This window comes from Vibrio sinaloensis (assembly GCF_000808535.1).
Taxonomy (GTDB): domain Bacteria; phylum Pseudomonadota; class Gammaproteobacteria; order Enterobacterales; family Vibrionaceae; genus Vibrio; species Vibrio sinaloensis_D.
In genome coordinates, this window is sequence record NZ_JWLV01000048.1 from 146,879 (window position 1) to 161,965 (window position 15,087).

General features: G+C 46.4%; 10 protein-coding genes. All 10 read right to left on the minus strand.

Going from position 1 to position 15,087, the window contains the following annotated elements:
* Positions 1 to 66: 66 nt before the first annotated feature.
* Positions 67 to 1,479: a phosphoglucomutase/phosphomannomutase family protein gene (locus RJ47_RS19485; protein WP_005474260.1), complete on the minus strand. Its 1,413-nt coding sequence runs from the start codon at positions 1,477 to 1,479 to the stop codon at positions 67 to 69.
* A gap of 125 nt (positions 1,480 to 1,604) precedes the next feature.
* Positions 1,605 to 4,013, minus strand: coding sequence for a GH36-type glycosyl hydrolase domain-containing protein (locus RJ47_RS19490; protein WP_039486332.1), 2,409 nt, complete (start codon positions 4,011 to 4,013; stop codon positions 1,605 to 1,607).
* An 89-nt stretch (positions 4,014 to 4,102) separates the two neighbouring features.
* Positions 4,103 to 6,013: a beta-N-acetylhexosaminidase gene (locus RJ47_RS19495; RefSeq protein WP_039486335.1), complete on the minus strand. Its 1,911-nt coding sequence runs from the start codon at positions 6,011 to 6,013 to the stop codon at positions 4,103 to 4,105.
* A gap of 10 nt (positions 6,014 to 6,023) precedes the next feature.
* Positions 6,024 to 6,899 carry an N-acetylglucosamine kinase gene (locus tag RJ47_RS19500; RefSeq protein ID WP_038214601.1) on the minus strand — a complete coding sequence of 292 codons (876 nt, stop codon included), beginning with the start codon at positions 6,897 to 6,899 and terminating at the stop codon, positions 6,024 to 6,026.
* Positions 6,900 to 8,621 carry a glycoside hydrolase family 9 protein gene (locus tag RJ47_RS19505; RefSeq protein ID WP_039486336.1) on the minus strand — a complete coding sequence of 574 codons (1,722 nt, stop codon included), beginning with the start codon at positions 8,619 to 8,621 and terminating at the stop codon, positions 6,900 to 6,902. It lies immediately after the preceding gene.
* 73 nt (positions 8,622 to 8,694) lie between these two features.
* On the minus strand, positions 8,695 to 9,690 hold the full coding sequence (locus RJ47_RS19510; protein WP_005474333.1) for an ABC transporter ATP-binding protein: 996 nt from the start codon (positions 9,688 to 9,690) through the stop codon (positions 8,695 to 8,697).
* 42 nt (positions 9,691 to 9,732) lie between these two features.
* The gene (locus tag RJ47_RS19515) at positions 9,733 to 10,716 is read right to left on the minus strand and encodes an ABC transporter ATP-binding protein (protein ID WP_005474318.1); all 984 of its coding nucleotides are present in this window, start codon (positions 10,714 to 10,716) and stop codon (positions 9,733 to 9,735) included.
* A 2-nt stretch (positions 10,717 to 10,718) separates the two neighbouring features.
* Positions 10,719 to 11,744: an ABC transporter permease gene (locus tag RJ47_RS19520; RefSeq protein WP_038137568.1), complete on the minus strand. Its 1,026-nt coding sequence runs from the start codon at positions 11,742 to 11,744 to the stop codon at positions 10,719 to 10,721.
* A 2-nt stretch (positions 11,745 to 11,746) separates the two neighbouring features.
* On the minus strand, positions 11,747 to 12,733 hold the full coding sequence (locus RJ47_RS19525; protein ID WP_005474325.1) for an ABC transporter permease: 987 nt from the start codon (positions 12,731 to 12,733) through the stop codon (positions 11,747 to 11,749).
* A 172-nt stretch (positions 12,734 to 12,905) separates the two neighbouring features.
* Positions 12,906 to 14,588, minus strand: coding sequence for an ABC transporter substrate-binding protein (locus RJ47_RS19530; RefSeq protein WP_039486338.1), 1,683 nt, complete (start codon positions 14,586 to 14,588; stop codon positions 12,906 to 12,908).
* Positions 14,589 to 15,087: the final 499 nt, after the last annotated feature.

The following is a 15,087-nucleotide window of genomic DNA, read 5'->3' on the forward strand; positions in this document are numbered from 1 at the left end:
ATAAAAAAGCCCAGCTCGAGAGCTGGGCAAGTGTTCTTCACCTATAGGGACGGAGTTTACACTCCGTTAAAGTTGCAAGAAGTTTTTCACTTGCTGAAGAACACATTCTGCAGTTTCTTTATCTTCCATTTCGGCAAAGATGCGCAGTAAAGGCTCTGTGCCTGAGAAGCGAGCAATGACCCAACCGCCATTCTTGAAGTAGACTTTTGCACCATCTTCATAGCTGACTTTATCGATCTCAAAGTCAAACTCAGGCAGCTGTTTCTCAACGTAGATTTTGTTGTACAGTGCCTCTTTCTCCGCTGGTTTGAACTTACAGTCTCCCTCTGCGGTATAGGCATAGCCGTACTTGCCGTATATTTCATCCAGCAACTCAGACAGTTTCTTGCCTGTAACAGAAATCATCTCGACCAACAAGCTCGATGCAAAAACGCCATCTTTGCCCTTGATGTGTCCACGAATGGTTAAACCGCCCGACGATTCACCACCAATCAGTGAATCGTCGGCTTCCATTTGTGAACTGATGTGTTTAAACCCAACAGGAACTTCGAACGATTTTTCACCGTGATCTGCAGCGATTTTATCTAAAATATGCGTCGTAGCGATGTTACGAACCACCGAGCCCGTCCAGCCTTTGTACTCTAACAAGTAGTAGTACAACAGAATGAGCACTTCATTTGGGTGAATAAAGTTGCCCTTTTCATCAATGATTCCGAGTCGGTCAGCGTCACCATCAGTGCCGATACCAATATCGTAGCCTTCGGCGGCGACAAGATGTTTGAGACGATAAAGCGTTGCTGCACTTGGTGACGGCATTAAGCCACCGAAGTCTGGGTTTTTACCGTCATTGATTACGTCAACATCACAGCGACCATTGATCAGTACCGTCTGCAGCGCGTTTTTCGCGACGCCGAACATAGGATCGATAAGAACGCGTAAGTTGGCCTTCTTGATCGCTTCAATGTCAATAAAGTCGATGATCGAGTCAACAAACTCGTTCATTGGGTTGATGATTTGAATCAGTTTGTCTTCAACCGCCTGTTCAAAATCAACGCTTTTTACCTCTTGCGCAGTTAGCGTAGCGATTTGTGACTCGATTTTTTGGGTGATGATTTCATCTGCGTCACGACCACCTTCAATGAAGACTTTAATGCCGTTGTAATCGGCAGGGTTGTGCGATGCGGTAATACATGCCGAGTACGCGCAGCCCATTTCCTTCGCTTTAAACATTACGATAGGCGTTGGGACAAATTTGTCGATAAAGCTAACGACAATGCCGTTTGCTGCTAGAACTTCAGCAAACCAACGACCAGCTTTATCAGAAAGAAAGCGTCGGTCATAGCCAATCACAAAGCCGCGATCAGCAACTGATTCGTTATTCGTGATGTTTGCGACTGCTTGAGCCACCAAACGTACATTATCTTTGGTGAACTCCTCACCAATAAATGCACGCCAGCCGCCTGTACCAAATTTGATCATGATTCGATCCTCGATAAGAGCGGCATCCCACCGCTTCTTAAATCTTTGCTAGCGAACCAATGCACTTATCAAACTCAAGTGCATCGGATAAATCACAAGGGGAGAAGCTCTCCCCTAAAAGATGATTAACCTAGAGTAACGATAACTTCGTTTACTGAACCTTCCGCTTGAACTGGCACCGATGCACCACTTACAGCTTCACCGTTCACGGTAATCGACTTAACGCCTTTGCTTACTGAATCAGGGTTAACCACTTTGATGTTGTACGTTGCACCTAGCCATTGACGAGTCACTTCGAAACCAGGCCAGTTCGTTGGAATACAAGGATCGATAGTCAGACCATCGAAGCCTGTACGCACACCAAGGATAAAGTTAGTTACCGCGAAGTAAGCCCAGCCAGATGTACCCGTTAACCATGGGTGGTTTGCACGACCGTGGTCTTGGTGGTCACGACCCATAATGAACTGAACGTATGAGTATGGTTCTGCAATACGTTTTTCGATGATGTCGTTCTGGTTGTATGGGTTTAGTGCATCATAGAACTTCATTGCACGGTCACCACGGCCTAACTTCGCTTCTGCTACCCAAGCCCATGGGTTTGGATGTGAGAAGATTGCACCGTTCTCTTTTACGCCTTGGTAAACGCGAGTTACGAAGCCGATATCATCGTTTGGCGTTGCGAATGATGGCGAGTTTAGGTGTAGGCCGTATTCAGAGAATAGGTTCTCGTCTACTGCGTCCATCGCTTTCTCACCGCGCTCTTGAGATACTGCACCAGAAAGTACCGCAAGTGTGTTTGACTCTAGGTGTACACGGCCTTCTGCTTGTTGCGCTGTACCGATCTTGTCACCATTTTTCGTCAGACCACGGATGTACCAACCGCCTTCGTCGTCCCAAAGATGTGTTTCACACGCTTCACGAACGTTTGCTGCCATTTCCGTGTATTTTTCAACGTCGGCTTCTTTACCCAAGTATTGCGCTAGGTCGATGAACTCTTGCAGTGCCCAGAAGTGTAGGAACGACACCATTGAAGATTCACCACCACCTAGGTTTAGACAGTCGTTCCAGTCTGCGCGCAGACCTTTACAAATACCGGTTTGACCTACGTACTCCGCAGAGAAGTCTAGCGCGGCTTTCATGTGGTCATAAACCGTTGCATCGCCACCGTCAGCGTAAGGGATCACTTCGTCAAAGAAGCTGTGCTCACCTGTTTCCATAACGTACTTACAGATGGTTGGAACTAGCCATAGGTGATCATCCGAACACGTGTCTTCGATACCGTGGATCTTGTCTTCATCAGAAGGTGTTGGAACTACGGTTGGTGATTTCGATGGTTTAACGTCAGCTTTCTCTGGATCGAACCAATCTGGATCGAATAGGTGTAGACCGTAACCCGCTTTCACCTGACCGCGTAGCAGGTCAACGATACGTTTACGCGTCATTGCAGGGTTAGCATGAGGAACTGAGATTGCATCTTGCGCTGTATCGCGGTAACCAAGACCAGTACGACCACCCACCTCGATGAACGAAGCAAAACGAGACCACACCACACAAGTCTCTGCTTGGTATAAGGTCCAAGCGTTGATCATGGTATCTAGACCTTCGTTTGGTGATTTCACTTGGAACTTGCCACAACGCTCATCCCAGTGTGCTTTGATACCCGCAAACGCATTATCAATTTCAGCAAGGTCTTGGTATTTCGCACGTAGACGCTCACCGTTGCCTTTACCGATACCTAGAATGTAAGCAAAGCGAACTTCTTGACCTGGTTGGATAGTAAATTGCTTGTGTAGAGAGCCACAGTGGTTGTAACACGTTTGTGCTGTGTTGAAACACTTACCTTGTTCTACCGCTAACGGGTTTGCTTCGTCACGGTACAGACCAAGGAAGCTGTCACGTTGACCGTCGTATGAATCTGGGTCAAAGGTTGATGCTAGGTAGTAGAAGCCTTCGAAATCGTTGGTGTTGTAGTACAGGTCGTACTCAATCACGCCTTCGTTGTATGAGGTGCCCGCAGAGTAGAGAGACATCTGATGGTTTTGGTTATCAGATTGAATGTGGCTGAATGAGAACTCAACAAATGAGAATGCGCTGATCGTACGTGGTTTATCTGAGGTGTTTTTAATCACCACATCCCAGATTTCTGCGTCTTCGCCTTTTGGTACGAACAGCGTTTTTTCAGCTTCAATACCGTTGTATTCACACTTAAATTTAGAGTAAGACAAGCCATGGCGAACTTCGTAGTTTGCTTCGTCTAGGCTTTTCGCTACTGGTTGCCAAGAGATTGACCAGTAGTCACCGGTTTCATCATCACGCAGGTAAACGTAGTGTCCTGGGCGATCGAATGTCGCGTTAGGACGGAATTTAGTAACACGGTTATATTCAGGTGAATTGTAGAAAGAGTATCCCCCAGCATTGTGAGAGATGACTGTACAGAACTTCTCTGTGCCCAAGTAGTTTGTCCATGGCGCAGGTACGTCTGGTCGAGTGATGACGTATTCACGATTGTCGTTATCGAAATAGCCGTATTTCATGTTAATTTCCTTTTTACCAAGCTACCACTTTGGTAGCCAAAACTTTAAAGCTAGTGAAAACTGTTAATGACGAGTCATTAATCCAGATGTTATTTCCAAGGTTGGCGATACTGGACGCCTTGCCGCTCAAGAAGTGGCAAGTGTCCTTTTAGCCGGGATAAATAATCTTCCCAATTACGTTGAGGCTTGTTTGTCCAACAGGCTTCTGCCATGGCCGTCAAACGAGGGAAGATCATGTAGTCCATGCGCTGTTGTGTGTTAATGATTTCGCACCAAAGCGCACATTGAATACCGAGAATGCGTTTTCTTACCGGATCGCTGTCCGGGATTTCTGCGAGAGGTTCATATCGATACGCGTTTTCTAGAGGGATGACGGCAGCCCAATCGACGCCAGGCTCTTCAGGAGAGTAATCTTGGGTCATATCGAGATACGTTGACTGACCTGGTTGGAGAATCACATCGAAGCCCTGTTTCGCACAATTCAGTGCGGCTTCTTCGCTCAACCACGAGTAAATGACGGTATCCTTGCTCACCTTGTTGCCATGTTGAGCTTCTTCCCAACCCACCATTCGTTTACCAAGAGTGCGCAGTTTTTTCTCTGCATAACGCAGGAGATGACCTTGCAACTCTTTTGCGCTCTGATAGTCGCGATCAGCCATGAGCTTCTGACATGCAGGGCTTTCAAGCCACACGCCATCAGGTACCTCATCGGCACCGATATGGATCCATTGAGAAGGGAATAGCTCCGCGACCTCTTCCAGAACGGTATCTAAAAACTCATAGGTACCCGGTAAACCTGGGTTTAGCACATTGTCTGTGTAGTGCTGTATGCTGCGAAACTGAGAGCGGTCCTCGTTATCTTGCAGTAGATGAGGTAAAGACTTAATCGCAGCTCGACAGTGGCCAGGAATATCTATCTCAGGGATCACCGTGATGCCGCGCTCCGCAGCGTAAGCAATCACTTCTTTCACTTGTTGTTGTGAATAGTACCCGCCATACACACTGTTTAAGTGGCTGTATTGAGGGACGATTGGTGTACCAGTCCCACGGTAAGCACCAATTTCGGTTAATTGAGGGTAGGCTTTGATTTCTAGTCGCCAGCCTTCATCGTCCGTTAGGTGCCAATGGAAAGTGTTGAACTTGTAGTGTGCAAGATGATTGATGAGACGCTTCACTCGCTCTATCGGATGAAAATGGCGAGCGCAATCGAGCATCATACCGCGGTACTTAAAGCGCGGGGTGTCGCAAATCTTGATATAAGGAATCGATAAACCTTGGTCCTGATTCACTTGAATCAGCTGCAGTAAGGTCGCGCTTGCGTGGACAAAACCGATACTTGAGCCTGCTTCTAGGCGAACACCAGATCCTGAGACAGTCAGCTGATATTCTCCCTCATCCAGCGTTGGGTTATTACGATATAAAATGTCACTCTGACCAATGGTTTGAACCTCAAAGTTAAACAGCTGGAAGAGTTCTTGTTGTAGCCAAGTCGCCGCCGTTTCGGCTAAAGAGGCTTGCAGTGTGATTTGGCTAGAGGCCGATAAATGGAAATGGCCATCATGCTGCTCTATATGATTTGGTTTTGGGATCAAGGCTAGATCGGAGGCAATGGTGTCCGGCAGTTCACTACGCTCTCGGTACGGAGAGGCCAATACGATAGGCGTTAGAGTCGCCGGGTAGGTAACTGTGCCTTCGTCTGTAGTAATGAGCGCGTCTTTAAGTCCATCAGTGTAAAAACGCAGTGGCGCAGTCCCAATGCTAAACTCGCAGTAGTAGTGTTGGTTAGCCGTCAAGATAGGTGTGTCGGGAGTAACGCGACAGAAACTGCCGACTTGTTCAACCGAACCATGCGTAAAGCTATCTGGCTGGATATAGCGATCGATGATGAACTGGAGCTGCCAGTTTGTCAGATCTTGATCGGTTAAATTGTGTACCGTTAAGCCAAAGCGGCAGAATTGTTTCTGCTCAGATAAAACGGCGAGTTCGACACGAAAGCTCATAGTTTCGCCCTTAATACAGGTTATGTTCGGGTTTCCCCGCAAACATGAGAGCACCCTCAATCGCATCAAACTGAGGTTCGACAATCCAGCTTTGAACAGGAGGGGAGAGCCACGCTTTAATTCGCTGTGCAATACTTCCCATTAGACAGATTCGCGTTGCACCCTTGCGATTAAGCGCGATGAGAAACATCTCTACATCGGCGGCTGTCTGCTTCAACATGCTGATTCCTAGCGAATCGCCTTGGTAGGCGTGTTCAAAAATTGCAGGTGAGAATTGACCGTAATCTCTAGGTAGAGCGCCTTTTGACCATTCAACGATTTGATCGATATCTTGATTGAAGTGATTCAGGACATGTTCTGCTAGCGGTGTTTTCTCGACGATGCCATCGGCTGCAAGCAAGACTTGTTGAATAAGACGTAAGCCCATGACAGCGCCACCGCCTTGATCGGAAATCGGAAATTCTCGGCCGCCCACAACATGTTGCTCGCCTTGTGCGAGGTAGATACCACATGATCCAGTGCCAGCGATCATAATGGCACCTTCATCGCCGTTGTGTGCACCAACACATGCACCGTAAGCATCGGTATTTAATACTAATGAAGCGAATGGATGATTGAGGGCCATAAAGGCTTGCCAAGCTGATTTTTGTTCTGCGCCTGCTAAGGCTAAACCCACGTGCATACGACCAAAGTGAGATTCATCTAACCCGCCTTGTTTTGCCGCTTGAGTAATTGCATCGACAATAGATGTCATTGCAACGTCAATCCCCAGTAGAATATTGGCGCTGCCACTTTTGGCTTCACCAATACAGTTTCCTTTTTCATCTCGAATTCGAGCTCGGCAAGAGGTGCCTCCGCCATCAATACCAACATAGTAAAGTGTCATCTATTTTTTCTCCTGTTGGCTGAAATGGTTGTACTGGGCGATGATGGCCAACAAGTACCAAGCGCCATGAGGAATCCACTGTTCGCCCCAGCGCCAGTTTTGCAGCATGTCGTCTTTCTGTCCTGGAGGGTTGAATGCGATATCTTCTTCATCCTCAAAGCCGCCAGTAATACCGTTGCAAACTCCACCCTTGGCGTTAAAGAAACCATATTGCGGTAAGTAGTCTGGGTTATTGTGGCCGTGTCCATCCAGCATGCACATGTGATAAGGGTTTAGACCGAGCACCCAGTTGATAGAATCTTGTGAGAAACGAAGCAATTGCTGGCGTGTCTGGATGTCATCGATGTAAGGCAATGCAAACAGGGCCATGGTAGAGAGTGAACCTAAACGAGCGTTTTCGCCTTGCCACCAGTAGCCCGTCTCGTTGTTGTGAGCGACAAAGAAAGCGTCTCGTTTCGACTCGTTGACCCCTTTTACATATTGACGCGGATAGCCAAACGGGTTTGCCGTCAAATGAGTAATGTTTAGTTCAAATTGAATACTTTGCGAGATGGTTGTTTGAACTTGTTGTTTAAGTGTACTATCGGTTTCAACCGCGAGGTAAGCGCAAAGAGCAATAACAGGCAGTCCTGCTTCTGCCGCATGGTAGTAAGGTCGAGACCCATCTTGATTGGCAGACCAGTAGTGGGCGAAGTTTTCATCTGACTGTTGACGCAGCTGAAGTTTCGCTGCCCAGTCTCGACATTCAGTTAGGTACTCTGACTTGTTCGTTGTTTTGTAAAGTTCTACAGCTGCGAGCAGCGCGCAGTATTCATCGATGATGTTTTCTTCACCATCGTTGAGGTATTGAAGGTTAAACTCGCGTAAGTGCCAGTAGCCTTTTTCGGCTGCTGTAAGGTAGTCTTGCGTCGCAAACTCGCCACTTTCTTCTAAACGAGCGGCAGCCGCCAGCGCTGCGATAGATGCCCCACCACCTTGTCTAAATGCCGCTTGGTAATCTTCAGATTTGTGTCCTTCCTGAGTGGCATACGCACAAATCTCGCGCTGTTTGATGTCTTTTGACCATTTATCAAACACCGTCATGTAGAAGAAACCTTGCTCATTTTGCATTCGTACAAGAAAGTCAGCGCCAAACAGGGCTTCTTCCATCATTCGTACTTTGGTGAATAGGGCTACATTCTCATCATGAGCAACCAATTCGAGGCCTTTGAGTAAGTTCCAAACAACGATAGGAGTCTGCTGAGGGTTCAGATAATTGGCATAAGATAAATGGCTCAGGTATTTACTGACATCGCCTGATGCGTCGTACCAACCACCGTGGACGTCAACATGAGTGTCGCTACCAAGAAGTGGAATGGTGTGGTCTTGCTTGTCAAAACGCCCACCACAACGTTGGGACTTAAAGTAGTGCAGAACATCCGATAGCGTGGTGTCGAAAAGAACGCCTGTTTCGATCTTAAAGATCTCAGAACGGAGATTATCGACACGCAGGTAGTAGCGTCCTGCCTGAGTAAACTGGGAGAAATCAATGCGAAAAAAATTCCCTTGGTGCCAACGAGCAACCTGCGTTCCGTTCTCAATGCTAAAGTTAGCAACTGTTTGATGGCTGTCAGCACACACCAATAGCGCAGTGGTAGTCGATAGGCGCGGCTTTCTGGTCATCAGTACAGCTTGCTTTGGACCAAGGGCTTCATAACCAATATGGTTAGTAAGTAGCAGCATTAAAATCTCCGAGTGGTGAATGAGTTATTATGATGTTATCGAGCCAAGACCTTTCGGGCTTGGCTCGTGGTCTTTAGTTTTCGTATAAGTAACAGCGAACAAAGTGGTTGTCTGATAGCTGAGTGACTTCAGGTAATTTCTCTTTACACTTGTCTGTCGCATGTTGGCATCGACCTGCAAATGGACAACCAAGGGATTGCGGAGTCCAGAGTGGAATCTCGCCTTTGTTGCCTTTCAATTTCTCATGAATTGACTTGCTTGGATCGGGTACCGCAGAAACCAATAGCTGTGTATAAGGATGCTGTGGATCGTGGATGATCTCTTCGGTGTCACCCCATTCCACCATATGTCCAACATACATAACCGCTAGGTCTTCGGCGATGTAGCGTGCCGTCGCAATATCATGAGTGATGTAGAGTAGAGACATCTCTTTCTCAAACTTCATCTCTTCCATTAGGTTAAGTACACCCGCACGAATCGACACATCAAGCATTGAGGTAGGCTCATCGGCCAACACAACTTCTGCACCTACCGCAATGTTGCGAGCTAAGTTGACGCGCTGACGTTGACCACCAGAAAGCTGATGAGGGAACTTTTGCGCTGTCTCTTTTGGCGGAATAAGACCCACTTGCTCGAGTAAGTCATAGACACGCTCTTCCTGCTCCTTTTTGTTGCGAGGATCGACTTTTTTGTGGATCAGCAACGGACGCAAGATATGGTGGAAGATGTTATGTGTTGGGTTTAATGAGCCAAACGGGTCTTGCCATACCATCTGGACACCTTCGCGGTACGCCATTAGGTCTGAGCGAGAGTCAATCGTTTGGATGTCACGACCCTTGTACTCAATAATGCCGTCAGTGGGTGCGTACATTTTCGCGATCATTTTGGCTGTAGTGGATTTGCCAGAGCCTGACTCGCCAACGACGGATAGACCGCGGCTTTTGTACATTTTGAATGACACATCGTTAATGGCACGCATCATTGGTTGGTTTAAGGAGTTACTGTTGATAGGAAAATCCTTAACTAGGTTTTTTCCTTCCACTAGTAGCTGGCCAAATTCTTTGCTCATAATTGTCTCCAGTAATCTTTTTTATTGTTTCTCAGTGAGTTGCTAGAGCTTAGTCTGAGCAATTGGGTCACCGTAAAGATGACAATTAGAGAAACGATTTGGCTCAATCTGTCTAAGTTGAGTTGGAACGCGTGTACATGCTTCATGGACGCGGTCACAACGTGCTTGGAATCGGCAACCTTGAGGGACTTCTAATAAGTTCAAAGGATTACCTGGTATACCGGTCAACTTAGTTTTAGGGCCAGTTAATGGAGGGAAAGAACTACCTAACCCTTTAGTGTAAGGGTGGTAAGGGCTTTCCAATATCTCTTTTGATGGGGCAACTTCAATCAGTTCGCCTGAGTACATGATGCCGATACGATCAGAGAACTCGACCATCAACGAAATATCGTGCGTAATAAACAAGATAGAGAAACCAAACTCTTCTTTAAGCGCATAGATTTTTTGCAGGATTTCGCGTTGAACAACCACATCCAGAGCCGTGGTTGGTTCATCCATAATGATCATCTTAGGGTTCAGTGCGAGCGCAATCGCAATCACTAAACGCTGGCGCATACCACCAGAGAACTGGTGTGGGTAATCATTTAGACGGCTCGGGTGAATGTCTACGATCTCCAGCAGACCTTCTGCACGTTTTAGTGCTTGCTCGCGGGTCATGTTCGTGTGACGCATGATTACGTCACAGAACTGATCTGCCATTGTAAGTACTGGGTTTAATGCATTCATGGCACTTTGGAATACCATCGACATCTCACTCCAGCGGAACGCTTGCATGCGCTCATCGCTGTATTTGAGGATATCTTCACCATTGAAGATAACCTCACCACCAGTGATAAACGCGGGCGGCTTATGTAGACGCATCAGTGAGAAGGCAACGGTTGATTTACCACAGCCAGATTCACCAGCTAGGCCAAACACTTCACCAGGGGCGATATCAAAGCTGACATTGTTACAAGCTCGTACATCGCCAGCATCAGTAATGTAATCCACGCAAAGGTTGCGGATAGAAATAAGTGGTGCAGTCATAATTATTTATCTCCGCTCCAAAGTGCATTTTGAGGTGGTAGGTCTGGCGTACGTTCTTTCTTGTCTTGTTCAGCTAGCTTCTTCCAACGCTTCATACCTTTGTGTGAACGAAGTTGCGGGTTAGCAATTTCATCAACGGCGAAGTTAAGCAGAGCGAGACCCGTTACAAGAACAGTAAGAGCCAAACATGGAGCAAGTACTTCCCACCAAGCGCCGATTAGCATTGCTGACGATGTTTGTACGTTGTACAGCATGATGCCCCAGCTGATGGTACTTGGGTCGCCAAGACCTAAGAATGAGATAATGGATTCCATACCAATTGCGTACATAACAGAGCCGATGAAGCTTGCACCTACGATAGGGATAAGGTTTGGTAGAATCTCAACAAAGATGATACGGAAAGACGATTCGCCCAACACTTCTGCTGCTTTAACAAACTCTTTCTCTCGTAAGGCGAGAGTTTGCGAGCGTATTACCCTCGCTCCCCATGCCCAGGAGGTACAGCCGATGATAATGGCAATGGTCAGTGGCCCTGCCTCACCGATAAAGGCTGCGAGAACAAATAGGAGTGGGTACTGAGGGATAACCAGCATGATGTTCATTGCTGCAGTGAGCACATCGTCAACACGGCCGCCGAAATAACCTGCTGAAATACCGATTACCGTGGCTAGGAAACAAACCGTAATACCTGCGCCGAAGCCAACACCTAGAGAAATACGCGCGCCGTGAACAAGTTGCGACCAAATGTCGCGACCCATACGGCTAGTACCCAAAACATGGTCTGCTTTTTTAGACATGATCATGGTACGACGGTCTGTAGCTAGATTTTGTGCGACCCAACCATCCGGGTTCGCTTGTGCTGATTTGACAACAAAGCCTGGGTATTCATGTGGATTACCTGTTCTCTTATCTGGAGCATGCTTTGAAAGCACTGGCGCGAAAATGGCCATCAGTAAGAAAAGAGAAACAATTATTAGACCGATACGAGCGTAGGCATTGCCTAGAATTAGCTGAAATAGTTGTTTCATAATTATTTACCTCCCTTGCGCAGGCGAGGGTCTAGAACGACATAAGCCATATCTGCAATTAAGTTAAATGACAGCATGAACAGCGTCATAATGATTAATTGGCCTTGAAGCACCTGGTAGTCACGAGCATGTATCGCGTTCAGTAGTACGGTACCTAAACCTGGGTAGTTGAAGATGATTTCAACGATAAGTTGACCACCAATTGCCATACCTAGCGACATAGAAAGTGCAGTGACACTTGGAAGCAGTGCGTTGCGTGCTGCGTAGTTGAAGACTACGCGGTTTTCACTGAGGCCCTTACCTTTTGCCATCGTGATGTAGTCTTCAGCGAGAAGGTTGATCATGTTGTTACGCATGTTAACCAAGAAGCCACCAATCTGAACGATAGACGCACAGAACAAAGGAAGAACGGCGTGGTAAGCGACATCTTTAATAAATGCCCAACTTGTCCAATCTGGCACTGTACCTGCGGTGTATGCATAACCGGTTGGGAACCATTTCAAGCCAATTGCGAAAATGAATAGCGCTAGCATTGCAATAACAACTTGAGGAACTGCCTGAATAATCAGCATGCCCGGTGTAACAAATGCATCGTATTTGCTACCACGTTTCCATGCAGCAAAGATACCTAGGATAGAGCCTAGCGAGAATGAAAGAATTACCGCTGTACCGGCTAGGAATAGTGACCAACCAAAGGCACCACCAAGCAGTTTGTTTACTGAAAGCGGGTAAAACTGAATTGACGTACCTAGCTCCCAGCTAAGCACATTTTTCATGTAGGCAATGTACTGAACGAAAAGGCCGCCATCGACAAAACCTAGAAGTTCTTTCATTGCAGCAATACGTTCTGGTGTTACTTGAACTGAAGCGTTCGCAAACATCATGGTGACTGGGTCACCTGGCATTGCTCGAGGAATAATAAAGTTTAATGTCGCAGCAACTAATAATGCGACCAAATAGAACGACAAACGTCTTAAAAAATAACCCATAACTCACACCTTACTCACCCAGATTTTCCCTGTTTCTGGTTTCAGGTCGCTCTAGCGAAAACAAATTTTAGAGCGAACAATCCCCTGACGACTGGCGCCATTTGACAAACTTATGAAAGAGTGGGGGATTTTGCGGCATACGGAATGTATGCCGCATAGTTAGAACAACTACTTATTTAACTGGTTTTAGGTCCAGTACGTGTAGTAGACGCTCTGGGATACCAGCCCAAATGTTTGGACGGCCTTTTGGATTTTCTTCGTTCCACCAACCAGTGAATCGAGTTGTATTGTATTGGTACATGTAAGCACCAGACATTACAGGGATTGTCACTTGGTCAGAAGCAATGATTTGCTGGATGCCGTGAGCGATATCTAGCTGCTCTTGCTTGTCAGCTGTCTTGTAGAAGCTGTTTAGAAGACCATCTAGCTTATCGTTCTTGTAGAAGTGCATCGCGAAACGAGGCATACCATCACCAGACTGAAGTGCTGAGTTGTATGCACTGTTCCAGTAAGTGTGTGGATCTGCACCGTGGAAGTAGTTTGTGTAAGCTACGTCGTACGTACCTTCAAGCATTGCTTGGTTGTACACAGAGAAGTCTGGAGTACGAGCTTTTGCTTTGATGCCTACTTCTGCAAGTTGCTCAACTGCAAGTTGAACCGTGTTGTTGAAGTCTGTCCAGCCGTTTGGCGATTGGATTAGAAGCTCGAATGACTTACCTGATGGAGTGTCTACGAAGCCGTCTTTGTTGACGTCTTTGAAGCCAGCTTTCTTAAGTAGCTCTTTAGCACCTTCAACGTTGTACGTGTTGAAGCCTTTGTACTTGCTGTGAGTCTTTTCATCAGACCAAGTTTCGAATGCGTAACCTAGACCTGAAGCGAAGTCATTCACTGTACCGCCACCGTAGAACGCGATGTCGATGATAGTTTGACGGTCAAGAGCCATAGAGAACGCGCGACGGAAGTCTACGTTAGTTAGCGCTTCGTTCTTCGCTGCATCTGGGTTCTTGAAGTTAACAACGAACGCTTGAGTACCTGCTGGCGGGTACCAGTACTGGTGGTTAGGGCTAGCTGCTGCGTAAGTACGGTCGATGTCAGGAATGAATGATGAAGTCCAGTCCATTTCACCGTTAACAACTTTACCTAGGAATTGGTCGTTGTTCGCGATTTGTGGAACGCGTAGACAGTCAACATCTAGGTTGTCTGCATCCCAGTAGTTCGGGTTTGCACACTGGATGTAAAGTTGTGCTGTAAATGTGTCGATCTCTGTGAAAGGACCAGAACCTACAGGGTTTTCGTTAGTGAATGATGCAGGATCTTTGATGTCTTTCCATACGTGCTCAGGTACTACAGGTACTTTTGCAATTTCGTAAGGAACATTAGAGTTCGCTTCAGTCAGACGGAATTTAACTTGGTAGTCGTTTACTTTTTCTACGCCAGTTACCCAAGAGTTGATACCACTTTGGTCAAGTTCTGGTTTTTCCTTAACAAGGTTGAAAGAGAACACTACGTCATTTGCATCAAACGTTTGACCATCAGACCATTTCACGCCTTTACGAATATCGAAAGTTACGCTCATTAGGTCATCAGACATCTTGAAGTTTTCAGCAAGACGGAATACAGGCGTGTTACCGTGCATTTCGTTGAAAACAACAAGCGGCTCGTAGATGAAGTCCGTTGTAGTGTGTAGGTTCGTTGCACCCAAGAATGGGTTAAAGTTACGAACGAAGGTTGTAAACTCTTTAGGGTGTACAGTCAGTTCGCTGCGCTCAGCTGCAGTCGCTACTGAAGCGAATCCAGTTGTTGCTGTTGCAATAATTGCTGTTGCTAGTGCTGTTTTTTTAATGTTGGCAAGCATAGCTGTTCCTTACTATTTGCTTTCATTTCACTTATGGAATGGAATGTCATCAATTGATAAACACTCTCTAAGGCCTACCTCTACTTTGGATTGCAATCCGGAGGAGATGCACAATCTTTAGAGTGGCCTGTAGGCCTTAGGCACAGTAAGAAAACACTTTAACGTCAATTTTCGCAATTGGATTTCCCGTTAAAAACGTAAAAAGTGCCATGTTTCTCGTCAATAACGTTAATAGTGCTCAAACTAGAAGCATCTTGTACAAATTTTGTTGCGTGATCTGACTCGCAGTGACTTTCCGTATAGTATTTGTATGTTAGTGCTCACTTAGGCTTTGGCCTTTATAATTTATGGTTGTTCTACGAAGTGTGGCGATGTGAGATCTTAATCACTTATGGTTTGTAGTGTTAATTAATTGGATTAAATAAAATCTGCCGTATTGTTGTGACTGGCTTCTCAATATAGATTGTTTTTACGTCAATTGGGCTTTGAACGCGATAAT

What these genes read in the sequence shown, in the direction of transcription:
- RJ47_RS19505 (WP_039486336.1), bottom strand. Translation starts at nt 8,621, where the DNA reads ATGCTGCTACTTACTAACCATATTGGTTATGAAGCCCTTGGTCCAAAG.
- RJ47_RS19495 (WP_039486335.1), bottom strand. Translation starts at nt 6,013, where the DNA reads ATGAGCTTTCGTGTCGAACTCGCCGTTTTATCTGAGCAGAAACAATTC.
- RJ47_RS19490 (WP_039486332.1), bottom strand. Translation starts at nt 4,013, where the DNA reads ATGAAATACGGCTATTTCGATAACGACAATCGTGAATACGTCATCACT.
- RJ47_RS19515 (WP_005474318.1), bottom strand. Translation starts at nt 10,716, where the DNA reads ATGACTGCACCACTTATTTCTATCCGCAACCTTTGCGTGGATTACATT.
- RJ47_RS19510 (WP_005474333.1), bottom strand. Translation starts at nt 9,690, where the DNA reads ATGAGCAAAGAATTTGGCCAGCTACTAGTGGAAGGAAAAAACCTAGTT.
- RJ47_RS19520 (WP_038137568.1), bottom strand. Translation starts at nt 11,744, where the DNA reads ATGAAACAACTATTTCAGCTAATTCTAGGCAATGCCTACGCTCGTATC.
- RJ47_RS19500 (WP_038214601.1), bottom strand. Translation starts at nt 6,899, where the DNA reads ATGACACTTTACTATGTTGGTATTGATGGCGGAGGCACCTCTTGCCGA.
- RJ47_RS19530 (WP_039486338.1), bottom strand. Translation starts at nt 14,588, where the DNA reads ATGCTTGCCAACATTAAAAAAACAGCACTAGCAACAGCAATTATTGCA.
- RJ47_RS19485 (WP_005474260.1), bottom strand. Translation starts at nt 1,479, where the DNA reads ATGATCAAATTTGGTACAGGCGGCTGGCGTGCATTTATTGGTGAGGAG.
- RJ47_RS19525 (WP_005474325.1), bottom strand. Translation starts at nt 12,733, where the DNA reads ATGGGTTATTTTTTAAGACGTTTGTCGTTCTATTTGGTCGCATTATTA.